This is a genomic window from Bradyrhizobium hipponense (assembly GCF_008123965.1).
In the GTDB taxonomy this organism is placed as follows: Bacteria; Pseudomonadota; Alphaproteobacteria; order Rhizobiales; family Xanthobacteraceae; genus Bradyrhizobium; species Bradyrhizobium hipponense.
The window spans coordinates 21066-47972 of sequence record NZ_VSTH01000092.1; the positions used below are offsets into that span (position 1 = coordinate 21066).

The following is a 26907-nucleotide window of genomic DNA, read 5'->3' on the forward strand; positions in this document are numbered from 1 at the left end:
CCGGTTAGCGTGATGGGGGATTGAAGACGGGGCCGTTCGGCTTGATGCGGATGCCGGGACGCAGGCGAGTCCAGGACAGGGATGCGGTGTCGGCCGGCATCGCGCCGGGCGCGGCGCAGATCATCAGCTTTGCCGCGATCGGCTCGAAGTCGGCGCGGAAATGCACCGAACTCTTGTTGACCAATATTTTCTGCGCGGTCGGCTCGATGCCGACATAGCGGTACATCGCCTGGTCGGCGAGCTGCGCCTTGTGCGAACTCACGACCACGCGGACGTCGCCGATGCGAAGGCAGGCGGACGGGCCCATCTCCATCTCGCGGCCGCCATAATAGGGGCCGGGTGCGATGAAGCGGCCATCGGAGAGGTTTTCGACGACGAAGGTCTCGCGATAGGGCTCGTCGCCGGGAATGCCGGACTTGCCGCCGAGCGACAGCGTCACGCTGGCGCCGACGCCGGCTGTATGCGCAGCCTTGGCCGATTCCGGATCGTAGATCACGCCGGTCGCGGCGCTGGCTCTGTTGCGCACCAGCGCGCGCAGCATGCCCATCGTGTCGGAATCGCCGCCGGCGCCGGGATTGTCCTGGGTGTCGGCGATGATGATCGGCTTGCTCGCGCCCTTCGCGAGTTCCATGGCATGGCGCACGCCTTCGTCAGGCGACCAGATCTTGCCATCGAAATCGTCCTCATGGCTTTCGATCAGCTTGACGATCGCATCCGCCGCGCGGTCGGCATCCGCTTGCGTCTTGCCATAGGCGAACACGCTCGGCCCGCAGTCGCGGAAATCGGCGGCGGGAAAGCCGGGGGCGAAGGACAGCGTCGGCACGATGTCGTTTTCGAGGGCGGCGAGCTTGTCGTAGATGCCTTTGGTCGGCCGGTCGTTGGTGCATTGCCAGCTGATCGGGATCAGGAACGGCACTTGCCGGAACGCTTTTGCGAAGCGCTGCTTCGTGTTCAGAAGCAGGGCGAGATGTTCTGCACAGGCGCGTCCGGTCTCGGCCATGTCGACATGCGGATAGGTGCGGTAGGCGATCAGCGCGTCCGCATGTTCCATCATTTCGGGCGTGACGTTGGCGTGGAGGTCGAGGCTCGTGACCAGCGCAATGTCCTTGCCGATGACGCGGCGCACCCGCGCCAGGATCTCGCCTTCGCCGTCGTCGAGATGCTCGGTCACCATCGCGCCGTGCAGGTCGAGATAGACGGCATCGAGCGAGCCGGCGGCTGCGATGCCGTCGATCATCACCTTGACGATGCGCTCGAACGCATCCCTGGTGACATGCGCCGACGGGCTCGCGCCGCAGGCGATCGTCGGAATGAGTTCCCAGCCATTGGCTTCGGCGCTCTCGACGAAGCCGGCGAGGCCGACATTGATGCGCCGCATCACCTTCAGCACGTCGGCGCCTTGCGTCATCGCCGGCCAGCCGCCGCCATGCTGGAAGTCAGCGAAGGTCGCCTTGGTCGGCGCAAAAGTGTTGGTCTCGTGCAGAAAGCCGCCGACGGCGATACGTGTCATCAAGTCAGTCCCACGCAAATGATGCTCGCGACGTTACCCGCCTTTGCGGCAAGAGCAAGCGAGGCAGACAATCGTGCTGCGCATGGCCTCAAGCTGTTTTGGGAATACTTGCCACAATCACCGTCATTGCGAGCGAAGCGAAGCAATCCAGAGTCCCTCCGCAGAGACGGTCTGGATTGCTTCGCTGCGCTCGCAATGACGAAAGGAAGGGGCTACGCGCTCGCCAAACTCTCCGCCACCGGCCGGAAGTTCGCAAAATCCCAGCCTCGGCCCGGAGCTGCCTCGAGCAAGGCCCTGGTGTACGCCTCCTTCGGATGCGTCAGTACTTCGGCGGCCGGACCCTGCTCGACGACGCGGCCGTGCTGCATCACCACGACCTCGTCGCAGATTTGCGCTGCGACGCGCAGATCGTGGGTGATGAACAGGATCGCGATGCCGAGCCGCTTCTGGATCTCGTCGAAGAGTTCCAGCACCTGCGCCTGCACGGAGACGTCGAGTGCCGAGACCGCTTCGTCCGCGACCAGCACGTCGGGATCGAGCGCGAGCGCGCGGGCAATGGCGATGCGCTGGCGCTGGCCGCCGGAGAACTGGTGCGGATAGCGCGACCCCGCGTCGGCGGGCAGGCCGACGAGCTCAAGCAGCTCGCGGGCCCGCTTCATCGCGTCGGCGTGCGAGACGCCATAGTTGATCGGGCCTTCCGCGATGCTTTCGCCGACGGTGACGCGCGGGTTGAGCGAGCGGTAGGGATCCTGAAACACGATCTGGATCTTCTTCCGGTGCGGCTGCAGCAGGCGGCGCGAGATGTCGGAGATCTCGCGACCGGCAAGGCGTACGCCGCCGGAGGTCGGGTCGATCAGGCGGACGATGCAGCGCGCCACCGTCGACTTGCCCGAGCCGCTTTCGCCGACGATGCCGAGCGTGCGGCCCTTGCGCAGTGTGAGGGTGACCTTGTCGGCGGCGACGACCTCGCGGCCTTTGCCGAAGAACGCGCGCTCGCGATAGACCTTGCTGAGATCGTTGGCCTCCAGCACCACCGGTTCCTTGGTCTCCTCGCGTGGAGCGCGCGGTACCAGGCTCGGCACCGCGGCGAGCAGGTTGCGGGTGTACTCCATGGTCGGATTGCGCAGGATGGAATCGAGCGTGCCGGTCTCGACCAGCCGGCCCTGCCGCATCACCGCGACGCGGTCGGCGATCTCGGCCACCACGCCCATGTCATGGGTGATGAACAACACCGCGGTGCCGTGATCGCGCTGGAGGTCGCGGATCAGGGTCAGGATCTGCTTCTGGGTGGTGACGTCGAGCGCGGTGGTCGGCTCGTCGGCGATCAAGAGTTTTGGCTCCAGCACCAGCGCCATCGCGATCATGATGCGCTGGCGCTGGCCGCCCGAGAGGCGGTGCGGGTAGGAGGCGAAGATGCGCTCGACCTGGGGCAGGCGCACCTGCTCCATCATGTCGAGGATGCGCTTCTTTCGCGCTTTCGCGTCGAGATCGGTGTGGGCCCGCAAGACCTCGTCGATCTGGCGGCCGACCGGCACCACCGGATTGAGCGCGGTCATCGGCTCCTGGAAGATCATCGCCATCTGCGTGGCGCGCAGCTGCCGCAGCCGGCGGTCGGTGGCGGTGAGCAACTCCTCGCCGACCAGCTTGACGCTGCCGGCGGACGGAACCAGCGTGCCCTTCGGCAACAGGCCCATCGTGGTGAGCGATGTCACCGACTTGCCCGAGCCGCTTTCGCCGACCAGGCACAGCGTCTCGCGCTCGTGGACCTGGATCGAGATGCCGTCGAGGATGCTCGCACCCTTCGGCTTCCTGCCGATGGAAACGACGAGGTTGTTGATGTCGAGGATAGGGTTGGTCACGTCAATTCTCTCCGCCGTCATTCCGGGGCGCGCGTAGCGCGAACTACGGTGCGCAATTGCGCACCTGAGAATCCATCGGGCCGCGGCGTCGGTGGTGAAATGGATTCCGGGCTCGCGACTTCGTCGCGCCCCGGAATGACTGAATTGATGATCCTCACTTCCCCTCCCGCTGCTTCATGCGGGGGTCAAGTGCGTCGCGGGCGGCGTCGCCGATCAGGTTGATGCTGAGGATCGCGATCGACAGCAACAGGCCCGGCCAGAAGATCAGCGTCGGCTTGAGCTGGAAGTACTGGCGGCCCTCGGCCATGATGTTGCCCCAGGTCGGCGTCTCCGGCGAGATGCCGGCGCCGAGGAAGGAGAGGATGGCCTCGGTGAGGATCGCGGACGCGCAGACGTAGCTGCCCTGCACGATCAGGGGCGCGATCGTGTTCGGCATCAAATGCCGCCACATGATCTTCGGCAGGGACGAGCCGACCGAGATCGCCGCTTCAACGTAGGGCTCCTCGCGCGCCGACAGCACGACCGAGCGCACCAGGCGGGCCACGCGCGGAACTTCGGGGATCGTGATCGCGATCAGCACGGTCCAGATGCTGGCGCCGGACAGCGACACCACGGCGATCGCCAGCAGAATGCTCGGCATCGCCATCAGGCCGTCCATGACGCGCATCATGACGGCATCGACCAGCTTGAAGAAGCCGGAGACGAGGCCGATCGCCAGGCCGATGACGATCGCCATGACCGCCGAACCGATGCCGATCAGGAGCGAGATGCGGCCGCCATACATGACACGCGACAGCAGGTCCCGGCCATAGGCGTCGGTACCGAGCAGGAATTGCGCGGTGGTGGGTTTCAACCGCTGCGACGGCGCAAGCTGGATCGGATCGTGCGGCGCGATTAGCGGCGCCAGGATCGAGACCAGCACGATCAGCGCGAGGCAGACCGTTGCCGCCGCGATGATCGGCGTCGAGGTGAGGAATCCGAAGCGCGGCCGCAGCGGCGACGTGATCGGAATGGACGACTGGGGAAGGGTATCGACCGACATTTTTGTCCTTGGTTGTCCTTGCCTCAGTACCGGATCCGCGGATCCAGCAGGGTGTAGGCGACGTCGATCAAGAGATTGACGACGATGTAGATCAGCGACGTCAGCAAGATCATCGCCTGGATCACCGGGTAATCGCGCGCCAGCACCGCATCCACCGTGAGGCGGCCGATGCCGGGGATATTGAACACGCTCTCGGTGACGACGACGCCGGAGATCAGAAGCGCAAAGCCGGTGCCGATCACGGTGATCACGGGCACGGCGGCGTTGCGCAGCGCGTGCCGCATCATCACGGCGACTTCGTTGATGCCCTTGGCGCGCGCGGTGCGGACATAATCCTCGCCGAGCACGTCGAGCATCGCGGCGCGCGTCATCCGCGCGATCAGCGCGATATAGATGAAGGACAGCGCGCAGGTCGGCAGGATGATGCGCTCGAAGAACGGCCCAAAGCCGTTCGAGATGCTGCGGAAGCCCTGCACCGGCACCCAGCGCAGATCGATGGCGAAGACTTCGATCAGGACGTAGCCGACCACGAACACCGGGACCGAGAAGCCGAGCACGGACAGCCCCATCACGAAGCGGTCGATCCAGGTGCCGTGTTTCCAGGCTGCGATCACCCCCAGGGGAACGGCGACGACGACGGCGAGGATGATGGTTGACAGCGCGATCGAGATCGACGGCTCGACGCGCTGACCGATCATCTTCATGACTGGCAGATTGGAGATCAGCGAAGTCCCGAGATCGCCGTGCAGGAGCTTGCCCACCCAGGTGACGAATTGCACGATCAGGGGATCGTTGAGGCCGAGCGAGGTGCGGATGCGCTCCAGCCGCTCCGGCGTCGCGTTGTCGCCGGCGAGAATCGCGGCGGGATCGCCGGGGGTGAGTCGGAGCAGAAGGAAGACGAACAGAGCGACCACGCCCATCACAGGCACGGCGGCGAAAATTCGGCGAAGGAGATATCCGAGCAAGTTGGATCCGTCAGATTAGAGTCAAGTCGGCAGCAGCGGTCTTTGGCTGTTCTGCCACCAGCCTAACATTTCAGCAATTCCCGTGCCATCGGGGCCACAGGTTTTGCAGTGCGGCTAGTCGTTTGGGGGACGCCTCATTCAGCCATTCCCGAGGTCGATGCCGTCGCATCGCCTCGGACTCGCAAATGACTTGATTACTCCAGCGTCGCCAGCAACCCCGCCATCAGCCGACCGCGTTCGGCCAGGCTGTCGACCTCGATATACTCCTCAAGCGTGTGGACGTTGCCTCCGCGCACGCCCAGGCCGTCGAGAGTCGGGATGCCCATCGCACCGGTAAAGTTGCCGTCGGAGCCGCCGCCGGCGCTTGCATGCGGCAGTTCCGCGCCGAGAGAATTGGCGATATCGCGGGCTTTTTCGTAGAGCGCCATGGTGCCGGCATTCGGTTCCCACACCGGTCGCGTCACGCCGCGGGTGACCTTGAAGCTGACATCATTGGTTGTGCCCGACAGCGCCAGCATCCTCTCGACGCCGCGGTCGAGATCGGCCTGGCGCTTGGCCATTGAAAGGGCTTCGCCGGTAGCGGTCGTAGCAACGCAATTGACCCATTGTCCACCGTGCACGACGCCGACCGAGAACGTGCAGTCCTCGCTCGTCATCGCATCGATGGCGAGGATCTGCCGCGCCATCTCGCGGATGGCCGAGCGTCCCGCCGACAGCGTCGCGCCGGCGTGGCTCGGCCGTCCGGTTGCCTCGAGATTGAAGCGGGCGATCGCATAGCGTCCCGTGGTGACGCCGTTGTCGGTACGGCCAGGCTCGGGCACCAGCACATATTTATTGCGCGCGGCCTCCGCCTCGATGATGTCGCGCGTCGAGGGCGTGCCGACTTCCTCGTCCGGCGTGAACAGCACGGTGACCGGCAGAGGCGTCGTGAAGGCAGCGCGTGCCAGCTGCCGGATCGCTTCCAGCGAGAGATAATTACCGCCCTTCATGTCGTAGATGCCGGGGCCGTAGCACCTGCCGCCCTCGCGCCGCCATTTCAGCTTCTCGATCGTGCCGACCGGGTGGACGGTATCCATGTGCCCCGCAATCAGGATGCCCGGCTCGCCCTGCTTCGGGTGCGGGAAACGCGCGCGGATGACGCCGCCAAAACCTTGACGGCCGGCGATGCGCTCGATCGTCGCACCCATGACCGCCATGTCCCGCGCTGCGACATCAAGCATGCGGTTCACGGCGTTGGCGTCCCAGGTCGGGCTTTCGCATTCCACCCAGCTGCGCAGGCCCTCGAGCATTGCCTCGGAATCAAAGGGAAGATTGGCTGGATTCATCTGGGTCTCTTCGGCTTAGAACGATGGATTTGCGCGTGCAGCGCGCGATGGGGGAGGATCGGCGGACAACGTTGTAGAGTGAAAGCGATCATTGTGGAGCCCGTGCGAAGGCCCCCATGGGCATGCACTGAATGCGGATTGACGGACTCGATGCTCTCTGCAAGTCTCGAAAAGATGAAGGCATTGCATGAGGTTAGTTCGCCTAAAGAACGATCCGATTGCTCAACCAATAACCTGCCTTTGACCAGTTTCACGTCAGGAGAAACTTCAATGTTCCAACTCATGCGCCGGGGGCGCCGCGCGTTCGCCTCCAAACTTGCGCTGTCGGTCGTCGCGCTTTCGACGGCACTGGCCTCGCCCGTGCTTGCGGCCGGCAAGACCCTCACGGCGGTGATGCATTCGGATCTGCGCATCATCGATCCGATCTTCACCACGGCCTACATCACGCGTGACCACGGCTACATGGTTTACGACACGTTGATCGCGACTGATTCGAATTTCAAGATCCAGCCGCAGATGGCGGACTGGAAGATCTCCGACGACAAGCTCACCTACACCTTTACGCTGCGCGATGGCCTGAAGTGGCATGACGGCGCGCCGGTGACGGCGGAGGATTGCGTCGCCTCGCTGAAGCGCTGGGGTGCGGTCGACGGCATGGGCCAGAAGCTGATGGACTTCACCGCGAGCATCGAGGCGACCGACGCCAAGACCATCACGCTGAAGCTGAAGGAGCCCTACAGCCTGGTGCTCGAGTCGATCGGCAAGCCGTCCTCGCGCGTTGCCTTCATGATGCCGAAGCGCCTCGCGGAGACGCCGCCGGACAAGCAGATCCCCGAACAGATCGGCTCCGGCCCCTTCAAGTTCGTGCAGTCGGAATTCCAGCCCGGTGTGAAGGCGGTCTATGTCAAGAACACCGACTATGTCCCGCGCAAGGAGCCGTCGAGCTGGACCTCCGGCGGCAAGGTGGTGAAGGTCGACCGTGTCGAATGGATCACCATGCCGGACTCGCAGACCGCAGTGAACGCGCTGCAGTCGGGCGACATCGATTTCATGGAAAATCTGCCGTACGACATGCTTCCGGTGCTGGAGGCGAACAAGGAGCTCACGCTCGAGGTCTCGAACAAGTTCGGATTCCAGACGCTCGGGCGCATGAACTTCCTCTATCCGCCGTTCGATAACGTCAAGGTGCGCCGCGCTGCCTTGCTGGCGATGAACCAGAAGGACGTTCTCGACGCGCTCGTCGGCAACCCCAAATATCAGAAAATCTGCGGCGCTTTCTTCGTGTGCGACACGCCGTTTGCGAGCGACGCCGGCGCCGAGAGCCTGATCAAGGGCAGTGGCATGGCGGAAGCCAAGAAGCTGCTCGCCGAGTCCGGCTATGACGGCACGCCGGTGGTGGTCATGGCTCCGGGCGATGTCACCACGCTGAAGGCGCAGCCGATCGTGGCGGCCCAGCTCTTGCGCGAAGCCGGCTTCAAGGTGGACCTGCAGGCAACCGACTGGCAGACGGTGGTGAGCCGTCGCGCCAGCCAGAAACCGCCGAAGGAGGGCGGCTGGAACATGTTCTTCACCAACTGGGTCGCGGCCGACGTGTCCAATCCGATCGCCAATCTCTCGATCGGCGGCCAGGGCAAGAAAGGCGGCTGGTTCGGCTGGGCGGAAGACGCCAAGATCGAGCAGCTCAAGGACGCCTTCGTGCGCGCGCCCTCGCTCGACGAGCAGAAGAAGATCGCGACCGAGATCCAGAAGGAAGCTTATGAGCAAGTGATCTACATTCCGCTCGGCCAGTATCTTCTGCCGAGCGGCTGGCGCAAGTCGCTCACCGGCTTGCTTGACGGCCCGGCAACCCCGGTGTTCTGGAACGTCGACAAGTCGGAGTGAGGAGAGGGCGCGCTCCGCGCCCTTCGTCCCGATCAGGACACGGCGCCGCTGTCAGCAGCGGCGCCGTTTTCGTTTTCTCCTCGCTACGGCAAAAGGCCTGGAGCCTTGAAGACTTCCAGTATCCAATCATTGCTATTTGTTTCCATTCTGAAATAGATGTGCCGTCTCATCGCATCACTCTCCCTTCCTCCATTTGATTCCCGTGCCGATCGATTTTGCATTTCAGGCGATGGCCGAACGGTCCGATCGCGCGCCGGCGCGATGGCGCCGACCTTTTCTCGGTTGGCTCGACGCGGTCGAGGCGTGCTGGGCCGTACCGCTGCTACTGGCCTGCTTCGTTGCGCTCTGGACCCTCTATCTGGTCATCGCCTATGCCGGCAGCGGCCTGCATCCCGATACGCTCGAGGGCTGGACGCTGGGGCGGAATTTCGCCTGGGGCTATCACAAGCATCCGCCGCTGATGGGATGGGTCACGGCGGCGTGGACTTTCGTCTTCCCGCTCAGCGACTGGTCGCTGCAGCTGATGGCGATGACGAATGCGGGGCTCGCCCTGTTTTTCGTCGACCTGATCTCGCGGCAATTCGCAAGAGGGCACAAGCGCATCCTGGTCCTGCTGCTGCTAATGCTGACGCCGGCCTATCAATTCCACGCCCAGCGCTTCAACGCCAATGCGGTGCTGCTCGCAATCTGGCCGCTGGCAACTTATTGCTTCCTGCGCGCGTTCGAAACCCGCAGCGCCTTCTGGGCGGTCGCGGTGGGATGCGCAACGGCGCTGGCGATGGTCGGCAAGTACTATTCGGTCTTCCTTGTCGCGAGTTTTGCGTTGGCCGCGTTGGCCCATCCGGCGCGACGCACCTATTTCACCTCTGCTTCGCCCTGGATCTCGTTGGTCACCGGGCTCGCGGTGCTGTCGCCGCACATCTACTGGCTCGTAGCCACGGGCGCGTCGACCTTCACCTATGCGCTGGTCCACGCCAACGGCGATGCCGTGAGCTCGCTCGGCGAAGTGAAGAACTTCCTTCTGGGACTTATGGCGGCCATGAGCGCAGTTGCGATCTCCTGGGTGTTCATCGCTGGCAGGCGGCTCAAGCAGTTTCCGGCCGACTTCGCCGCGATGAGTCCGGGCCTGCGGCTTCTCTTCTACACCGCGATCGGCACTATCGCGCTGCCGGTCCTGACATCGCTGGCATTGGGCACGGATCTGCCGTCGCTTTGGGCGTTGCAGGGGCTGTTCCTGTTCGTCATGCTCGTCGTCTGCGGCGCGCGCTACCCGATCGAGCGCTTCTATACCGTCAACGTCACGGTGATCGCGGCCGGCATCGCGCTCGCCGCCGTTCTGGTCGCAGCACCGATCCATGCCGTCTATCGCAACAGTTACGGCTACGAGGAGGGCCGGAATTTTTACGCGCAGGCGGCAGCTGAATTGACCCGCGAGTGGCGGGAACTGACCGGCAAGCCGCTCAGCGCCGTGAGTGGCGATGAGGCGCTGGCCTTCGCGGTGGCGTTCTATAGCTCCGATCACCCACACTGCGCGCGGCCGTTCGACTATCAATCCACTTGGGGTCTACCGCGCAAAGCGCCGCCCAAGCCCGGCTGGGCGGCGCTTTGTTTCCGCGACCAGGACTCTTGCAACCGGTGGATGGAGTGGGTGGCCGCCCAGGAGGGGCACGTCGTCAGGCGCGAGTTTACCGTGCAGGCGTCGTTGTGGGGCTGGCCCGGTCTGACGCGGGAAGTAATCGTGCTGATGGCGCCGCCGGGTGGTAGCGGCGCGGTGCCCGAGAGCGCTGCGGATGATTTCAGCGCCAGCCGGCGACCGACCGAATAGTCTCGCGCTCAGCAGTGATTGTCTCGCACCTGCTCGAGTCCTTCGCTCGCGAAGGGCGCTGTGAACGTGGCCTGCTCAGCCTTCGGCTCCGGACGTTCCTTCGTCTGCCGTTCTGTCTGCGGTTCCGGCTTGTGGCTGTCTTCGCGGTGTTCCGGTTTCATCAGAAGGCTTTTCGATTGCTGCAATACAACATCGAGGCGGCCAGGAAGTTCCTCACGCGATCGGGCGATGATGCGGCTTGAACAGCCGTCCCTTCTCCACCACCAGCACGATCGCGAGCGCTGCGAGCGTCGAGAGGAAGAAGCCGACCGAGAACGGCAGCAGCGTGCCGTCAAAGCTCTGGCCGATGGCCATGCCGACGACAATGCCGATCAGTGTCGTGATCGAGCCGTAGAGCGAGGAGGCGGTGCCGGCGATATGGCCCTGCGGCTCCATCGCGAGCGCGGTGAAGTTGGCGACCATCATACCGAACGAGAACATCATCAGGGCAGACAGCGCCATGAACAAGGCAAGCGGCAGCGCGCCCAGGCTTTCCGTCAGCAGCATCACGCCCGCCACCGCGGTGTAGAGCGTCAGCGCACCGTGAGAGATCACGCGCATGCCGAGCCGTCCGACCAGTTTTGCGTTGAGGAAGCCGGCGATGGCGGTGCCGGCGGCGATCGCGGCAAAGGCGAGGGGGAAATAGTGCCCGAGATGATAGATGCCGGTGAAGACCTGCTGGGCCGAGAACACATAGGCGAACAGCGCGCCCATGACGCTGCCGGCGGCGGCGGCGTAGCCGATGGTCTGGCGGTTGGTCACGGTCTGGCGGAAGGCCGCGAGCACGTCGGCGGGCGCGAGCGACCTGCGCTCCGATTCGGGCAGCGTCTCCGGCAACCGCCACACGCTCCACGCCAGCGCGAGCAGACCGTAGAGCATCAGCACCACGAAGATGCCGCGCCATTGGGTCACCAGCAGCACCGCCTGTCCGAACGAGGGCGCGATCACGGGTACCGCGATGAACACCATCATGGCGAGCGACATCACGCTGGCCATGCGGCGCCCGACATAGCAATCGCGCACAATGGAGGTTGCGATCACGCGCGTCGCCGAGGTGCCGAGCCCCTGCAGCGCCCGCGCCAGCAGCAATGTTTCGAACGAGGGTGCGGCGACCGCCAGCACGCTCGCCACCGCATAGACCGCCATGCCGCCCAGCAGCATCGGACGCCGGCCGAAGCGGTCGGACAGCGGGCCCATGACGAACTGGCCCACACCGAAGCCGATCAGGAAGGTCGACAACACGAGCTGGAGATGGTTGGCGTTGGGAATCTTGAATGCCGCCCCGATATTGGGCAGCGCCGGCAGCATCATGTCCATGGCGAGCGGATTCAGCGCCATGATCGACGCCACCACGATGACGAATTCGGGAAAGCCCATCGGGCGGTGTCCCGAGGACACCCAACTGTCGGCGTTAACGTCGGACAAGGAAGCTCACCTCTGATTTCAGAGGCTTGTCTACCCCTCATGCTGCGATGCACAACCCTTGTTTCGAGATGGCTGTCAGGCGGGGCGGGGACGGACAAGAATTGGTGAGGGCGCCGCAGATTCGGCGGATGGGAGCGCCCTGGCTGCCGGCCCGAAACCAGCGATTTACCATGTGCGTCCAAAGATCGGCGCCCCGGCAGCGTCTATCGATACGGCAGGATGAAATGAAAACCCATCCTGTTCACTGTGGTGGCCGATCGATGAGGCGCAGCGTTGGCGGCGCTGAGGGAAGTCCAGGCAAAGGTATCTATTTGTGTCCGACGTGACCGGAACAGCACGATGGTTTGGGCCGTCGGCCGACATGGCCGAGCGGCGGAGCGTTTGGCTTGTCCGCCTGATCGTGCTGGTGGCGCTGCTGGTGCTCGGCAATCTCGTCAACGACGCCAGGCTCGACATGAAGTATGGCTGGGATGTTCGCGTCAATTGCGCGGCAGTCGAAGCCCATGTCGATGGGCTCGATCCCTACTTCGTCAAGAATCTGAAGGGCACCAAGCTTTCCTATCCCTATCTGCCGGTGACGTTGGACGCCTTCCGCCCTCTGTGCGCGGGCGGCTTTCTCGTCGGTCATTACAGAGGACTCTATCTCGCTCTCGCCATCCTCTGCGGCCTGCTGCTGCCTGGTCTCGGCCGGACGCGCAATCTGCCTGACGTCGCACTCAGGATTCTCTGGGTGCTCGGCGCATTTGTCGGCTTCGAATGGGTTGTGGCCTCGGGGAATTTCGCGATCCTGGGTGGCGCGCTGACCGCCGTCGCGCTTGCGCTGCTGCTTCGCCCCGCCGCACCTGCGGCGCGCGATGGTCGAGATGAGCTATTTCGCATCATAGGGGCTGCATTGCTCGGGCTCGTCCTTTCGCTCAAGCTGGTGTTCTGCCCGGTGCTGGCCGCGCTCTATTTCCTGCCGCTGCCGCGTCGGCGGAAACTCGTGCTGATCATCGTGGGTGCCGTCGGCTTCGCGCTCCCGATCCTGTCCTCGATCGCCTTCTATCCACAGCTGTCATCGAGCTGGTTGCTCGCGATCACGGGAGGGATTCCCGACCAGCATTCGGTCCAGCTTGACGAAATCAATCCGTCGCTGCTGCTGCTGGCCCGAAGCGTCATGGACCGCGTCGGCCTCGCCGACAGCGAGGCGATCGTGTTCGCCGTCTATGCGTTGGCAGCGTCCGCGCTGGTATTGGCGCCGCTCGGCTGGTCGATGCTGCGCACGATCGGCAATGGTGAGGGATCGCTGCCGGCGCGCCTCGACCGCTGGCTGATCGATCATCCGGATGCAGCCATGCGCTTCAGCGTGCTTGCGATGTACGGACTTTATCTCTGTTCGCCGCGCCTCAAGGAATATGCCTTTCTCGAATTGGCGGTCTACGCCGCCGTCCTGATCGTCGATCTTCCGGCCGCGACGCTTGCAGCCGTGCTGACCATCGGCGTCGCCATCCCGACTGTTGTCTCGCTCACGGGGGAGACGATCGAGGGCAGTTTCATTCAGATCGCGGTCGCGCTCGCCTGCTTCTGGATCATGCTGTTGGCGCGATCGGCGCCGTCAGTTCAGGTGGTGCGGGCAGCCGGGGTCGAACCGGCACAGCGCTTGCGCACCGAGGGATTTTAAGTCCCTTGCGTCTACCAATTCCGCCATGCCCGCTTGATCCAACGAGATCAACATCCAACGAGATCAACGACTTAAGTCCCGTTTCGGCCGCTTTTGGTGGCGGAAGCCGGACGGGTTGTCTCTTCCTTAAGCGAGCCGCCCGCGCAAGGCAAAGCCTCAATCCGGACATCTCGGCTTGCTTTAGGCAATCTCAATCTACGGGGACTACCAATCCGACATGCCTGTCTCGTTTCTCCACCAAACTCGCCTTGCGCGTGTGCTGCTTCCGCTGCTGGGACTCTGCGCGGTGGTTGGCGGCTGCGCGGGTATCACCGAGACCATCAGCCCGGCCTTCGTCGATCCGGCCCGCTATGACCTCTGGGATTGCAAGCAACTCGCGCCCGAGCGGAAAACCCTCATCAAGCGCCGTGACGAGCTGGAGCGGCTGATGGCGAAGGCTGAAACCGGGGCAGGCGGCGCAGTCGTGTCGGAGCTTGCCTATCGCAACGACTACCTCGCCGTGCGCGGACAGCAAAAGTTGCTGGAAGAGACCTGGCGGAGGGACAGATGCCGCGAGAGCGACATGGAGGCAGCCAATCCGCCGGCTCAGCCGACACCTGTGCCTGCACCGGCAGGCGCGGCCAAGCCGTCGAAGCTGCTGGGCTCGAAATCCGGCGACGCCATCCACTGACGATGACGATCGCCGCTAATCGCACCGCGCTTCAGCCCCGCCAGCCGTAGATCCAGTCCTGCCGCGCCAGCATGCGCTCCGGCCCGAGCGAGCGGATCGCAAGGTCGCGCGCGAGCGCAAGCGGACCGCTCAAATGATAGATGCGGCCCTGCTGCCGTGCCGTTCGCTGCACGCGCCGCACGCGTGCCTGGCGCGTTCGGCCGTATTGCTTCAGCGCTGCAGCGATGCTGCTTGCGCTTTCGGCTGCCTCAAAGCTCAAGTGCCTGGCGAGCACGGCGGCATCCTCGATCGCCATGCCGGCCCCCTGGGCGGCGAAGGGCAGCATCGCGTGCACGGCGTCGCCGAGCAGCGCCACCTGGCCTTTGCTCCAGGGGCAGCCCTCGGGCACGCCGAACAGCGCCCATTTGCGCCAGCTGTCGACCGCGGCGAGCATCATCCGCACCTGTGGCGGCCAGCGCGGCGCGGCGAAGGCGTCCATCACCTCGAAAGGATCGCCCGGCGTGCTCCAGCCCGGCCTGTTCCATGTGCCCGGCAGCACTGCCACCACATTGAGTTGGCGCCCGCCCGCGATCGGATAGGCGACCAGATGGGCGTTTGGCCCCATCCAGAGCTGCACCCGGCGCGCGGTGTAGTCCTTCGGCAATTGCGTGGCATCGATCGTGCCGCGCCAGGCGATCAGTCCGGAGAACCGCGGCTGCACCTCGGGAAACAGATGCTGGCGTACCGTCGACCAGATGCCGTCGGCGCCGATCAGCGCGCTCGCGAGATCACTGCGGCGTATCGTGCCGCTGCGATGGACAACCGTCAGTCCCTTGGCGTGAGACGCGACATCCTCGAAGGTCGCGCCGAGCTTCAACTCGATGTCGGGATGGTCGGAGACCGCGCCGGCCAGCGCCGCTTGCAGGTCGGCACGATGCACAACCCAATAGGGGGCTCCGGCCCGCGCCGAGGCCGCCTCGCCAAGCGGCATGCGCAGCAATTCGCCGCCGGCCCGCGCGCTCATGATGCTGACCGCCTCGGGGGTCACCGCACGGAGCCTGAGGCGCTCGGTCAGGCCGAGCTCGACCAGGACACGGCTGGCATTGGGGGAGAGTTGCAGGCCCGCGCCGACTTCTTCGAGGCGCTCGGCTTTTTCCAGCACCACGACACGAAAGCCACGGACCGCGAGCGCGAGTGCGGCCGTCAGGCCTCCGATTCCGGCACCGGCGATGACGATTGTTCGAGAGAGCGCCACCCCTGGTTGAAGCGACCGTCAGGCCACCTTGTCCTTCAGGACGCATTCCGGCGGACGCGCCTCGCCGGGCTTCAGGTCCGCGGCAAAGCGGTACAGCGTCGAGCAGTAGGGGCAGATGATCTCGTTGTCGTTGCCGAGGTCGAGGAACACGTGCGGATGATCGAACGGAGGATTGGCGCCCACGCACATGAACTCTTGCGAGCCGATCTCGATGACGGGAACACCGGCATCGTTATGGAAGTGCGGGACGACATGGTCGGACATCGTAACTCATCCTGGAGTGGCAATGGTAGCGAACACAATCAACAACTGGCGCGGCTTCTTTAAGGCGCCGCGGACCATACTGGCGAGGGAAGGTGATTGCTAGTCCGGCGGAACCGAAAGGTTCGCAATGCCCCATGCTCATTTGCTCTTGCAAATTCGACACAATCTTGCGGCCTGAGAGAAGCCCTTCTTTCGTCGGGGACGTTGTGTCGCAATTTTGGCATACTATGTCTGCGCACGAGGGTAATTGCGGCAAAAAACCAACCATCAGGCAGGCGTCCAGGCTTTCAGCATGAAGTGGCTGCGAATCAGCACAGCGTTGATCGGGATTGCGGCATGCAGCTTCGTGCTCGCGCAGGTAGCGCCGCATGCTCGCCAGGCCGGCGCGATCTTCGCCGCCCAGGACGATCCGGCCGCGCTGTCCGAGCTCAAGCTCGATACGGTTCTGCGACAGAACGAGCGGTTGGTTCAGGACAACATCGAGGCTGCGCTCGCATCGGGCGATGCCGATCTCGCGAACAGTTTCGTCGTGCTCGCGCGCGAGCGCAATATCGCGCTTCCCGATGACATCCTCACGCGCGTGAGTGACGCGGTCAAAGAGGAAAATTCGACCTCGTATTTCGCCAGGCGATTCGCCACCGGCCTCGTCACCGGCAGCGCGGATGACGTCGCAAGCCTGTCCGGAACCGTAGCCGGCGATCTCTTCGTGATCGGCGACATCAGGGACGTCGTTCGCGAAGGCAAGCATCTCGCTATGGGCGAGGACACTGACCGTCTCGTTCTCGGGCTCGCGGCCGTGGGGCTTGCGGTGACGGCGGCAACCTACGTGTCCGTCGGGGGCGCGGCGCCGGTTCGCGCCGGGCTGACGCTGGTCAAGGATGCCCGGAAGGTCGGGCGGCTCGGCGAGGGGCTGGCCAAATGGGCCGGCCGGTCGGCGCGCGAGGTGGTCGATACGCCGATGCTTCAGAACGCGGTCGCCTCTGGTTCGGTGCTACGTCCGGGCGAGACCGCACGCGCCATTAAGGCAGCATTCCACGCCGAAAAGGCCGGCGCGCTGGTCCGGCTCGGCAAGGACGTCACGCGCGTCGCCGAAAAGACCGGCGCGCGCGGTGCCATGGACACGCTGCGTATTGCCGAAGGCCCGAAAGATGTCGCGCGTGCGGCGCGGCTTGCGCAAGCGCAGGGCGGCAAGACGCGCGCGATCATGAAGCTGCTCGGTCGCGGCGCGCTGCTGCTCGTGGGCGGCGCGTTCGATCTCACGCTCTGGCTGTTCGGCGCCGCATTGACGCTGTTTGGCCTTCTGTCCTCGATCAAGACGACCGCCGAGCGCCTGACCCAGTCCTGGTGCGATCGCAGACGAGCGCGGCGGCTTCGCCGGGCGCGGATCGCCGGCGAAGCCGATCTGGCGAACGCGGCCCTCACAGCATGATCCGGAAAAGTGCCCAGCGGCTTTCCGAAAAGATCATGCTCAAACAATAACCACAACCTTCCCCTCAAGACCGCGGAACAAGTGATGCCGAGCTTTCACAACGGCGCCGTTGAAATTGCCTATCTCGACGAGGGCGAGGGCGACCCCATCATCCTGGTGCACGGCTTTGCCTCCAGTAAGAACGTGAACTGGGTCTATCCGACCTGGGTCTCCGAGCTGCGCAAGAACGGACGCCGCGTCATCGCGCTGGACAATCGCGGCCATGGCGAAAGCGCAAAGCTCTACGAGCCCGCGCAGTATTCGATCCCGACCATGGCCGGCGACGTGCTCGCGCTGATGGATCATCTCGCGATCCCGCAGGCCGACATCATGGGCTATTCGATGGGCGGGCGGATGACCGCGTGGCTCGGGCTCAACGAACCGCAGCGCTTGCGCTCGGCGATCCTCGGCGGCATCGGCATCGGCGGCCTGATCGATGGGACCGGGCCGGGAGAGAACGTGGCGAAGGCGCTGGAAGCACCCTCGCTCGATGACGTCACCGATCCCATGGGCCGCACCTTCCGCGCCTTCGCCGATCAGACCCGTTCCGACCGTCATGCGCTCGTCGCCTGCCTGCGCGGCACGCGCGACCTCATGACGAAGGAGGAAGCCGCGGGTATCGACGTGCCCGTGCTGATCGCGGTCGGCAGCACCGACGACGTCGCAGGCTCCGCCAGCGCACTCGGCGCACTCATCCCCGGCTCGGAAGTGCTTGAGATCCCCAACCGCGACCACATGCGTGCCGTCGGCGACAAGGTCTACAAGACCGGCGTGCTCGATTTCCTCTCACGCCGCGGCTGAGATGTCGTCCGCGGGCTCGTCGTCGCCCAAACGGCGTGTCAGCGCCGTCAGCACCACGAAGGTCGCCAGCCACACCATCCGCGCGCCGTAGCGGTCGTGCGGACCGGAGATGACGGCGCAGATGAAGGCATTGCCGAGCAGTGCCAAGGTGACGGTCGCCGCCAGCAGCGTCAGATCGTCGAGCCTGCGCTTCGCCAGCGAATGCGCGAGCAGTGCGACGAGCGCCAGCATCGAGACCAGCGCCACCGGAACGTGCAGCCAGTTGACGGTGTCGAAATTGACGGCCCAGTGCTGCTGGCGCGCCGCGCGCATCGGCGCGACCTGCGCCGGAATATAGCGTTCGATGATGCCGTAGGTGTGCGGGATCCAGCCATTGGCGCCTTCGCCGGTCGCGACATGGAGCAATTGCTGCCCGGTCGCCCGCAAGGCGGCACCGGCCTGCCAGGCCGGATAGTCGGAGAGCGAATGGACGACGATGTAGCTCATCTCGTCGTTCATGCCTTCGAACCGGCCGAGCGTGTTGAACATGCTCTTGCCCCACAGGAACTCGTCTGCGGTCGCCGGCAGTTCATTGCGATAGGGACAGAGCTTGAATCGTTCGCGCGGACAGTGATCGCTGAGATAGCGCGCGACGATGCCGTCCTGCATCATGCGGCCGAACGCGACGCCGTAGCCGCCGGGCGTCCAGGCCCATTGGCCCGACAGCGCGAAATTCGCCGACACCAGCATCAGGCTGCCTGCGACGATGGACAGGCTCGCCTGCGCCAACCCCGACAGCGGCAGCCGGCGTCCCACCAGCGGCCGCGCCATCCAGCCGGCGGCGCAGAGCCCGAGCAGCACGCCGAGCGTGGCGCTGTGGGTCGCCGCGGCAAAGGCGGTGAAGACGAACAGTGCGACCTTTTCGAGTGCCGAGATCCGACGTCCCCCGACGACGAGGAGAAACAGCGACAGCACCGACAACCCTGCAAAGATGTCGGTGAGCAGCATGCTGGTAAGCCAGGGCAGGGCGGTCGACAGGATCAGGAGCAGGCTGATCGCGACAAACCGGTACGTCTGCATCAATCCGAGCACGCGTAGCGTGAGCTGCAGCAGCCACAGCGTCGCCAGCGACTGGACGGCGAGGTTGATCCAGAAGCCGTAGCTTTCGCCATAGTGCAGATAGAGGCCGAACGCGGTGGAGCGGCTCGGGACGAGATAGCCCTCGTACCAGCGCGCCAGATAGCCGCCGGTATCCCATTGAAGCAGGGGGTAGCCATTCCAGAACGCCGGCGCGAGCATGAAGAGGGGCAGGGCCAGCGCGGCCAGCCGCAGCCAGAACGAGCCCGCGGCGCGCGCGCGCAAACTTTCGGTGGTGGTGCTCAAAACCGCTCCATCGTCGTTCGGACCATGACCGCAATAAGGGTCCGGACGGAATTCACCAATAGTTTGACGCCGCCCGGCTTGAATTTGGCAGAACTCTGACCACTTTGAGCCGACCCTGCCGCCTGGGGCGTCAGGGGAAAGTGTTGTGATTCAAGGCGTTGGCAGGCTTTCGCGGGGCAAGGTGCAGTTCACTCTCAGGCAAGCCGGTCAGGACTTTGTCGCCTATACTGTGCTATAGAGCCAGCAAAGCGGGCCAATTCGAAAGAGCAGTTTCCATGGCAGTGCATCAGGTCAATCCGGGAGGAAAGCTCGCATCGCTCGACCCGATCTGGCAGCGGGTCCGGGGCGAAGCGGAGGACATCGTCCATCGCGAGCCAGAGCTTGCGACCTTCATCTATTCGACGGTGCTGCATCACAGCCGTCTGGAAGATTCGGTGATCCATCGCCTCGCCGACCGGCTCGATCACACCGCGCTGTCGGGCGATCTCGTGCGCCAGACCTATGATGAGGCGCTGCGCGACGATCCGGATCTCGGCAACGCCTTCCGCGCCGATCTCGTCGCCGTTTACGACCGCGATCCCGCGACCTCGCGCTTCATCGATCCCTTGCTCTACTTCAAGGGCTTTCACGCGATCCAGACCCATCGCCTGGCGCACTGGCTCTGGCTGAAGGGCCGCAAGGATTTTGCGTATTACCTCCAGAGCCGGTCGTCGGCGGTGTTCCAGACCGACATCAATCCCGCCGCGCGCATCGGCCGCGGCATCTTCCTCGACCACGCCACCGGTTTCGTCTGCGGTGAGACCGCTGTCATCGAGGACGACGTCTCGATCCTGCACGGCGTCACGCTCGGCGGCACCGGCAAGGAGAACGAGGACCGTCATCCCAAGATCCGCCACGGTGTCTTGATCGGTGCAGGCGCAAAGATCCTCGGCAATATCGAGATCGGCCATTGCGCGCGCATCGCCGCCGGCTCGGTCGTGGTGAAGCCGGTGCCGCACAACGTCACGGTCGCCGGCGTGCCCGCCAAGATCGTCGGCGAAGCTGGCTGCGCCGAGCCCTCGCGCACCATGGATCAGATGATCAACGCGATGGGACTCTGAGGTGGGGCTTTGAGCTTGAAGAGGGCCTGATTTTCCGGCCCTTTCTCGCCCCCAAATTCTTTGACAATTGATGCTGGCGGTTCGTCGCGTCTCGTCCTAAAACCCCGCCAACCCAGATTTGGATTGGAGACTTGCCGTGGACGTCAAGGAAGTAAGGAAGCTCGACGCGTATTTGAAGCGCGTATTCGGCAATCCGAAGATCCGCGTCGTGCCGCGGCCGAAGAAGGATGATTCCGCCGAGGTCTATATCGGCGAGGAGTTCATCGGCGTGCTGTTCGTCGACGACGAGGACGATGATCGCTCGTTCCAGTTCCAGATGGCGATCCTCGAGGACGATCTCGTCGATCAGGAATAGGCGCGCTCTCTCTCCGTCATTGCGAGCGAAGCGAAGCAATCCAGAAATCTTTCTGCGGAGGGATTCTGGGTTGCTTTGCTTTGCTCGCAGTGACGAGCATCAGCGTCGCGGCTGCATAACTCTATCTCTTGCAAGAATGCGCAGGCGGGCCGTGGCATCAGCGACGATGCGCCCCTCCGTATCGATGAGCTCCGCTTGCACAATCATGTCGCGCTCCGTCCGCTCGACAACGCGCGCTTGCGCCGTGATCGGCCCAACCGTCGCGGGCTTCAGGAAGCGTGTATTCAGGCTCTTTGTGACCACCGTCAGGTCGGGCGACAGCGCGGCCAGCGCCCATCCCGGTGGCGGAATCCAGCATGGCGGCCAAGAATACACGTTGGATCGTCCCATGACTGTTGGTGCGGGCTGCGCGTGGAAATGGATCAGGCATGCCCGCCCTCGTCCAAGCCGAGCCATTCGCGTCCAAGCAATTGGGCGCCTGGTGGCAGATTTGCTGCCGCGTCGTCAAGAGATCCCTTCAACAGTCGGTCGCCGCATTGGCGCCTACGTATCTGGCCTGCAAGGGAATGCTTGCGTCTCGGTCGCGGCTCAGTCGCACACTTCCGTTTGAGATCCTCCGAGGTTTCCATTCCTCGGGTTAACAATGCGACAGCCGGACTTGACCGGCCGACAGCCTCCAGTGTTGCAAAGGATTTGACCAGACGCCTGCGGCTTCGCGGGTGCGGCTTCGATCTGCTTCCGCTCCGCGTCTCGCTTCTTGGTATCCTCGCGGGTCGCAACGGGCTTCTTGTCCTGAACTTTCTCGCATTCATTATCGTCATTGACGCGATAGCCGGCGCGGCAGGCGATCTTCACGCAAGCGTCGCCATCGGCCTTGAAACCGTGATCGCACACCAGCGGGCAGACCCGGCCCGGCTTGGCCTTGATGGCATCGAGCGCGTCGAAGCTCGCGAGCTTGGCGTCGAACTTCGTCCCGGCATATTTGTTGAACAGCGTCAGCGAACGTTGCGACGACGCATTCCAGTCGCCATCGGCAGCGGTCGTCAGACAGCCGACGCGGCGCAGCTCGGACTGAACCAGCTTCGCCGTCTCTGCGGGGGACAGACTCGGCTGCGATGCGGTTGGTGCGACAGCCGCAACCTTCTGTGGGGTGTCGGTAACCTGCTGCTTCTCTGTAGTCCGCTGTTCGGCGACCTGCTTGGTGTCATTTGCCAGCCTCTCGGCAAGCGCCTTCTCGGCGGCCTGCTTGTCGGCCAGCGCCTTGGCCGCTGCGGCCTCGGCCTCCTTCCGGCGCTGCTCGGCTGCGGCCGCCTTGGCCTCCTCGACCTGCTTGGCTTTCTCCGCCGCCGCCTTGGCGTCCTCAGCGGCCTTCGCGGCTGCAGCGGCTTTCTCCTGTTCGGTCTTCTTGGTGCGGTCGAGTGCCAGCCTTGCCTTCTCGTCCTCGGCTTGCCTGGCCTTTTCCGCAGCGGCAGCGCGGGTTTCTTCAGCGGCGATCTTGTTCAATTGCCCCTTGGCGAGGTCGGCATAAAAACCGCTGGGAAAGCGGTTGAGAAAGGCTGTCCATCCGTCACGCGTGCCAAGCTGGAGCGCCAGCTCATAGTCGCGCCGGATTTCGGCATCCGGGTTGGCCTGCGGCCCGGCGACAACGGGCTTCGCTGCAACCAGCGGCACGTCATCGCCTCCAAGCGAGCCGTACACATATGGTTCCTGCTTGTAGCCGGTGGTCTTGAGAACGTCGTCACGGACGAAGCCAAAGGCCTTGCGCAGGTCGAGGCCCGGCATCGGCAGACGTTCGACGAGCGCCGTGGCAAACGGGCTGTTCTTCGCGTCACCGTCCGAGGCAGTCGAGCCCGCTTTCGCCGCGAAGGCAATCATGGTGTTCGGGCTGGTCGGCTCGACCTTGGCAAGGCCGCGGCCGATGGCCCGGGCGGCAATCGTCCGCTTCATGGTCTTGGCGAACGGATTGTCGCGGCAGGCGTCCAGGATGACGAGGCGGAGCTGCTTGGCGGGTTCGACGGCAAACAGGGCACGGTCGAGCGGCAGCGTTTCATCGAGGACGTCGCTGTCGGTCTCGAGCGTCGCGTCGGTGGGGATCAGGTAATTGGTCCCGTCGAGCTCAATGCCGTGACCGGCATAATAGACCACCGCAACGTCGGCCTCGCGTGCCTTGCCGCCAAAATCGCGCAGCGCCTTGCGCATCTCGGCCACGTTCAGGTCGAGCTTGACGTCGACCGTATCGAAGCCGGCCTTTCTGAACATGCCGCCGACCAGCGCGGCATCGTTCGCCGGGTTCGCCAGCTTCGCCACGTTCTTGTAGGCCGAATTGCCCATGACGAGCGCGACGCGCTTCTCCGCCAGCGCAGAGCCGGTCCCAAGCCAGGTCGCTAGGCAGCTCGCAATAATCAGTAAACCAAACAGCCGAAGCCGCATTCCAGCCCCCGAATGCAATAGCGTCAGATTATTCGCAGAATGGCCAAAAGCAAATCTGCGATCAGTGATGTCAGTCACACATCTCTGCGGCCGTCCAAGCAACTCGGCTCAGGTAGGAGATGTATCACCGCATCGTTTCAAATCGATTGCCCCATGATGCCCATTATGCGCTTGTTTTGCCCGACGGATCAACGGCTATTCGAAAAATACGAAAATGCTCGATGCTGCCAATGCTTGGCTACTGTGCATGGGGTTGTTTTCGAGTTTTTATTTTGGAGGCTCCAGCCGATCCCGCGGCGGGGCCGCGCTCAGCCCCTCGGCCCGCGCAACTGCAGCGCCAGCCTGTCCATCGCTTCAGTCACCTCGCGCCATTGCGACAACCATTTGCGCGGAAAGCGGAAGGTGAGGTCGGCGCCGCCGACGCGGTGTTCGGAAAGGCACATGCCCGGGGTGGCCGCGTCGCGCGTGCAACGTGCGGTCAGTGCTGGGCTTGCAGCCGAATAGAGGTCTTCGCCGGCATAGGGCGTATCGCTGCGAAACATTCGCATCGTCAGCCCGTCCTCGGGCGTCGTCACGGCCTGGTCGAGATAGCGCGGATAGATCGTGCCGACGCGCTGCTCCGGCGCCAGCGCATCGTGATGCGCTGCGATCGACAGGAAGATGCGGTCGATCGCTTGCAGCGTCGTATCCACGCTGTCGACGGTGACATGCTTCGGTGGCCCCGGCGACTCGAGCGAGGGATAAAGGAAGTCGAGGTCGATGCGCTCCTGCGGCCCGGAGTGGCGCTGGATCTTCATTCGGATCGCGGCCGCCGGCAGGTTGAACAGCGTGCCACCGACGCTCACCGGAAGCTTATCCGGAGCGTTCGCGCCGCCACCGGCGCCCCACGTCGGCCACAACAGATAAGCGACCAGCGCGATGGCAATCACCGCGCAACCGCCGCTCAGCGCGATCGGGAGCAAATGAGCCCGGGTTCGCGTGCTGCGGGACGGAGGGGAAGTTGCCGAAAACAACGTCATGGAGCTTGCGCGATTGAGCCGGAGGTCGGCCGGTGGCCGACGAATCAGCGCGAATATGCCACGCGGCGGCGATTTCGCGGAGGGTTCCTGGCTACCGGGAAACGGGAGAGGGCTCTGCGCTGGCGGGGCGGCGGCGTTAACCTTCGCTTAAGGATAATGTAGCGTTAACCGGCACTATTTGTCACAGGAAGACGCCGGCGTTGCGTAAGGGCGGACCGTTCCGATGACACCTGAAACTTTCAATACTTTCTTCTCGATCTGCATCGGCTTCGCGCTCGCGGGCGCCCTCGTGAACGGATACCAAGCCTTGGCGCAGCGGCCCGCCGGCTTCGGGCTGTTGCAGGAGGGCGTGGCCCCCAAGACTTTTGCGGCAGTGCCGTTCCTGGTCTTCGCCGCCCCCTTCATCATCATGCGCAACACGCTGCGCGGCATGCGGGTGGAAAGCCGCCGTGTCGAGTTCGTGATGATGGCGACCGTCATCGCCGGCTTTTGGAGCATGATGAGCGGCACTTTCTTCCTGATGACGCTGCGCGCAGCCGGCGTTCTGACCTGACCTGACCGACGCGGTCGCCCGGGCAGGTGGCTCTTTGCCTGATGCGGCGCGTTTCGCTATGCAGGTGGCGTGACAGGAGACCCCCATGGCCATCTACGAGCTCGACGGGCAGGCGCCCGATCTTCCCGCCGACGGCAACTATTTCATCGCGGAGACCGCGACCGTGATCGGCCGCGTACGCCTGAAGCCGGGCGCGAGCGTCTGGTTCGGCGCGGTGCTGCGCGGCGACAATGAGTGGATCGAGATCGGCGAGGGCGCCAACGTGCAGGACGGTTCGACCTGCCACACCGATCTCGGCTTTCCGCTGGTCGTCGGTAACAACTGCACCGTCGGCCACAACGTCATTTTGCACGGCTGCACCATCGAGGAGGGCGCGCTCGTCGGCATGGGCTCGATCGTGATGAACGGCGCCAGGATCGGCCGCAACAGCATCGTTGGCGCCGGCTCCGTCATCACCGAGGGTAAGGAATTTCCCGAGCGCTCCCTGATCATCGGCTCGCCCGCGCGCGTGGTCCGCACGCTTGACGACACCCAGGTGCAGAGGATGGGGAGCGCGGCAAGATTCTACGTCGCCAACGGCCCGCGCTTCAAGAAGGGCCTGAAGCGGATCGGGTGACATGCACGCCTCGGTGCACCCGGCACCTACAAGCGTTCCATACCGTAAGAATACCGGTTGAAACATTAGCATTACAGTTGTTTTTTTGATTTGAAGTGGGCGCGTTGAGCGGCAGCCTGGTGAGCTCTGCGCCAGCAAGACCATGCGATGATGTGTGCGGGTCGAATCCGCTTTCGAGCAAGTCTGATAGCGATGCGGCGGATTTCCTGGATTGACCAGCAGATCAGTGGCGCCGTGGTTATGCTTTGGCTTTTGCCGGGGGGCGCCGTTTCGTTTTTTTGGGCGGTGGCGGGTTAGCGCGATGTCGGATCGCGGCCATCATGGCGAAGGCGAGCATCACCAAGGACACATGACGGTGCCAGCCATGCCAGGATCTGCTCTCGTTGTGATCGAGCCCGAACTCGTTTTTCGCGGTTTCAAAGCTGTCCTCGATCGCCCATCGATGGCCTTCGACCGCGACCAGCGTTTCAATGGCTGTTCCCGCTGGGCACCAGGTGGTGAAGAAGGCGAGGTCATCATCGGCGATGCGACGACGGATCAGTAGACCGCGCGTCCACAAACCGTCATTTGCACTGTTGGACTGCTCGGCCTCGAGATCCGCCAATTCGAGATAACACCAATCGTGCAGCCGCGGTCCTTTGGTTCCGGCTCCCGCCGACAGGCGCTTCCAGTCGGATGAGCGCCGCGTCCGGGCGATGTCTGCGGCCGTACCGGCGACCGGCGGTCGTTTGCCCCAGGATCGAAACACATGAGCGCTGCTGACCCCAAGCACGTAGCCTTTGCCTGCCCGACGCAGTTGCTGTTCGATGTTGCCAACACCGTAGACGGTATCACCGGCAACCCACTTGAATGGTACAGACGCGGCTATCGCGCGTGCGATCATTCTCGTCGCAAGCTTTGGTTTGGTCGCAAAGCCGACATCGGCAGGCACATAGGCGGCTTCCAGACGATCTGGATCGTCGGTCCATTCCTTCGGAAGATACAACGCGCGATCGATGAACGCATGGCCATGACGCGAAACGTAGGCAGCGAAGACGCCGATCTGGCAGTTCGTGATCTTCCCTGCCGAACCAGTGTATTGCCGCGCCACTCCGCATGACGCTTTGCCCTGTTTGAGAAAGCCGGTCTCGTCGATCACCAGCACTGCATCGTCATCCGCCAAATGTTCGATGACATAGTCGCGCACGATATCGCGCAGGGCATCAGCGTCCCAATCCCCACGGCCCAGAATTGCCTGCTGCCGCCATGGGCCGGGATCGCCAGCCGCCTCCGCCCGCATCCAACCGGTCTTGCGCTGCTCATCTCCGAGCAGACCTTCCAGGAACAGGCCTGCATTCGTCGCCACACGCTCTTGCGTGAACAACGGACGTATCCGTTTCTTGATCTCTCGAAGCGACGCCGCCCACAACGCAAGCGTCTCCTCGATCGACGCTGCTGGCGTCCACGACCTCCGAATCATGGTTACCCATGGATTCAGAAGCCCGCAACAAAAGCAACTGTAATG

24 protein-coding genes and 1 tRNA gene are annotated in these 26907 nt (G+C 64.0%); 9 read left to right on the top strand and 16 right to left on the bottom strand.

Going from position 1 to position 26907, the window contains the following annotated elements; genetic code table 11:
- Positions 1 to 4 precede the first annotated feature (4 nt).
- From FXV83_RS25900 to FXV83_RS25920, 5 genes are all read right to left on the bottom strand, one after another.
- Positions 5 to 1510 (bottom strand): M81 family metallopeptidase, encoded by a 1506-nt coding sequence (locus tag FXV83_RS25900; protein WP_148742446.1) that lies wholly within the window; start codon positions 1508 to 1510, stop codon positions 5 to 7.
- Between the two features lie 212 nt (positions 1511 to 1722).
- Positions 1723 to 3369 (bottom strand): ABC transporter ATP-binding protein, encoded by a 1647-nt coding sequence (locus tag FXV83_RS25905; RefSeq protein WP_148742447.1) that lies wholly within the window; start codon positions 3367 to 3369, stop codon positions 1723 to 1725.
- 154 nt (positions 3370 to 3523) lie between these two features.
- Entirely contained in the window at positions 3524 to 4411 is an 888-nt protein-coding gene (locus FXV83_RS25910) for an ABC transporter permease (RefSeq protein WP_148742448.1), read from the bottom strand.
- 23 nt (positions 4412 to 4434) lie between these two features.
- The gene (locus FXV83_RS25915) at positions 4435 to 5376 is read right to left on the bottom strand and encodes an ABC transporter permease (protein WP_187436155.1); all 942 of its coding nucleotides are present in this window, start codon (positions 5374 to 5376) and stop codon (positions 4435 to 4437) included.
- 194 nt (positions 5377 to 5570) lie between these two features.
- Positions 5571 to 6701 (bottom strand): M20/M25/M40 family metallo-hydrolase, encoded by a 1131-nt coding sequence (locus FXV83_RS25920; RefSeq protein WP_148742449.1) that lies wholly within the window; start codon positions 6699 to 6701, stop codon positions 5571 to 5573.
- Positions 6702 to 6971: 270 nt separating this feature from the next.
- Between FXV83_RS25920 and FXV83_RS25925 the strand changes: the two genes are divergently transcribed.
- On the top strand, positions 6972 to 8582 hold the full coding sequence (locus FXV83_RS25925; RefSeq protein WP_148742450.1) for an ABC transporter substrate-binding protein: 1611 nt from the start codon (positions 6972 to 6974) through the stop codon (positions 8580 to 8582).
- 229 nt (positions 8583 to 8811) lie between these two features.
- Positions 8812 to 10407: a glycosyltransferase family 39 protein gene (locus FXV83_RS25930; protein WP_148742451.1), complete on the top strand. Its 1596-nt coding sequence runs from the start codon at positions 8812 to 8814 to the stop codon at positions 10405 to 10407.
- A gap of 213 nt (positions 10408 to 10620) precedes the next feature.
- On the opposite strand, the gene FXV83_RS25935 is transcribed toward FXV83_RS25930, so the two are convergent.
- The 4 genes from FXV83_RS25935 to FXV83_RS25945 all read right to left on the bottom strand — a co-directional run bounded on the left by FXV83_RS25935 (position 10621) and on the right by FXV83_RS25945 (position 13564).
- Positions 10621 to 11871 (bottom strand): multidrug effflux MFS transporter, encoded by a 1251-nt coding sequence (locus tag FXV83_RS25935; protein ID WP_148742452.1) that lies wholly within the window; start codon positions 11869 to 11871, stop codon positions 10621 to 10623.
- Positions 11872 to 12178: 307 nt separating this feature from the next.
- Positions 12179 to 12499 (bottom strand): hypothetical protein, encoded by a 321-nt coding sequence (locus tag FXV83_RS43005; protein ID WP_187436156.1) that lies wholly within the window; start codon positions 12497 to 12499, stop codon positions 12179 to 12181.
- A 426-nt stretch (positions 12500 to 12925) separates the two neighbouring features.
- Positions 12926 to 13192 (bottom strand): hypothetical protein, encoded by a 267-nt coding sequence (locus FXV83_RS43010; protein ID WP_187436157.1) that lies wholly within the window; start codon positions 13190 to 13192, stop codon positions 12926 to 12928.
- Between the two features lie 283 nt (positions 13193 to 13475).
- Positions 13476 to 13564, bottom strand: a tRNA-Leu gene (locus FXV83_RS25945).
- Positions 13565 to 13787: 223 nt separating this feature from the next.
- Between FXV83_RS25945 and FXV83_RS25950 the strand changes: the two genes are divergently transcribed.
- Positions 13788 to 14201, top strand: a complete 414-nt coding sequence (locus FXV83_RS25950; RefSeq protein WP_235940175.1) for a twin-arginine translocation pathway signal — start codon at positions 13788 to 13790, stop codon at positions 14199 to 14201.
- A gap of 31 nt (positions 14202 to 14232) precedes the next feature.
- On the opposite strand, the gene FXV83_RS25955 is transcribed toward FXV83_RS25950, so the two are convergent.
- Together FXV83_RS25955 and FXV83_RS25960 are read right to left on the bottom strand one after the other, a co-directional pair.
- Positions 14233 to 15435 (bottom strand): FAD-dependent monooxygenase, encoded by a 1203-nt coding sequence (locus tag FXV83_RS25955; RefSeq protein WP_148742454.1) that lies wholly within the window; start codon positions 15433 to 15435, stop codon positions 14233 to 14235.
- A gap of 18 nt (positions 15436 to 15453) precedes the next feature.
- On the bottom strand, positions 15454 to 15699 hold the full coding sequence (locus tag FXV83_RS25960) for a zinc-finger domain-containing protein (RefSeq protein WP_008562814.1): 246 nt from the start codon (positions 15697 to 15699) through the stop codon (positions 15454 to 15456).
- Between the two features lie 292 nt (positions 15700 to 15991).
- Here FXV83_RS25960 and FXV83_RS25965 point away from each other — a divergent pair, with 292 nt between their 5' ends.
- A complete protein-coding gene (locus FXV83_RS25965; protein WP_148742455.1) occupies positions 15992 to 17128 on the top strand; it encodes a hypothetical protein in 1137 nt (378 codons plus the stop codon).
- A gap of 84 nt (positions 17129 to 17212) precedes the next feature.
- The gene (locus FXV83_RS25970; RefSeq protein WP_148742456.1) at positions 17213 to 17968 is read left to right on the top strand and encodes an alpha/beta fold hydrolase; all 756 of its coding nucleotides are present in this window, start codon (positions 17213 to 17215) and stop codon (positions 17966 to 17968) included.
- Here the strand turns inward: FXV83_RS25970 and FXV83_RS25975 are convergent.
- Positions 17954 to 19330, bottom strand: a complete 1377-nt coding sequence (locus FXV83_RS25975) for a hypothetical protein (RefSeq protein ID WP_187436158.1) — start codon at positions 19328 to 19330, stop codon at positions 17954 to 17956. The genes FXV83_RS25970 and FXV83_RS25975 overlap by 15 nt on opposite strands.
- Before the next feature lie 275 nt (positions 19331 to 19605).
- On the opposite strand from FXV83_RS25975, the gene cysE reads away from it, so the two are divergent.
- Both cysE and FXV83_RS25985 read left to right on the top strand, forming a co-directional pair.
- The gene (gene cysE, locus FXV83_RS25980; RefSeq protein WP_148742457.1) at positions 19606 to 20430 is read left to right on the top strand and encodes a serine O-acetyltransferase; all 825 of its coding nucleotides are present in this window, start codon (positions 19606 to 19608) and stop codon (positions 20428 to 20430) included.
- 136 nt (positions 20431 to 20566) lie between these two features.
- Positions 20567 to 20785: a DUF3126 family protein gene (locus tag FXV83_RS25985; RefSeq protein WP_007602550.1), complete on the top strand. Its 219-nt coding sequence runs from the start codon at positions 20567 to 20569 to the stop codon at positions 20783 to 20785.
- Positions 20786 to 20884: 99 nt separating this feature from the next.
- On the opposite strand, the gene FXV83_RS44235 is transcribed toward FXV83_RS25985, so the two are convergent.
- From FXV83_RS44235 to FXV83_RS26000, 3 genes are all read right to left on the bottom strand, one after another.
- A complete protein-coding gene (locus FXV83_RS44235) occupies positions 20885 to 21241 on the bottom strand; it encodes a PaaI family thioesterase (protein ID WP_347341084.1) in 357 nt (118 codons plus the stop codon).
- Positions 21242 to 21373: 132 nt separating this feature from the next.
- On the bottom strand, positions 21374 to 23215 hold the full coding sequence (locus tag FXV83_RS25995; RefSeq protein ID WP_148742458.1) for a caspase family protein: 1842 nt from the start codon (positions 23213 to 23215) through the stop codon (positions 21374 to 21376).
- 308 nt (positions 23216 to 23523) lie between these two features.
- Positions 23524 to 24234, bottom strand: coding sequence for a hypothetical protein (locus tag FXV83_RS26000; RefSeq protein ID WP_148742459.1), 711 nt, complete (start codon positions 24232 to 24234; stop codon positions 23524 to 23526).
- Between the two features lie 223 nt (positions 24235 to 24457).
- Here FXV83_RS26000 and FXV83_RS26005 point away from each other — a divergent pair, with 223 nt between their 5' ends.
- Together FXV83_RS26005 and FXV83_RS26010 are read left to right on the top strand one after the other, a co-directional pair.
- Positions 24458 to 24787 (top strand): DUF6949 family protein, encoded by a 330-nt coding sequence (locus FXV83_RS26005; protein ID WP_148742460.1) that lies wholly within the window; start codon positions 24458 to 24460, stop codon positions 24785 to 24787.
- 85 nt (positions 24788 to 24872) lie between these two features.
- Positions 24873 to 25403, top strand: coding sequence for a gamma carbonic anhydrase family protein (locus FXV83_RS26010; RefSeq protein ID WP_148742461.1), 531 nt, complete (start codon positions 24873 to 24875; stop codon positions 25401 to 25403).
- 238 nt (positions 25404 to 25641) lie between these two features.
- Here FXV83_RS26010 and FXV83_RS26015 read toward each other — a convergent pair whose 3' ends face one another.
- Positions 25642 to 26862 carry an IS701 family transposase gene (locus tag FXV83_RS26015; RefSeq protein ID WP_148742466.1) on the bottom strand — a complete coding sequence of 407 codons (1221 nt, stop codon included), beginning with the start codon at positions 26860 to 26862 and terminating at the stop codon, positions 25642 to 25644.
- Positions 26863 to 26907 lie beyond the last annotated feature (45 nt).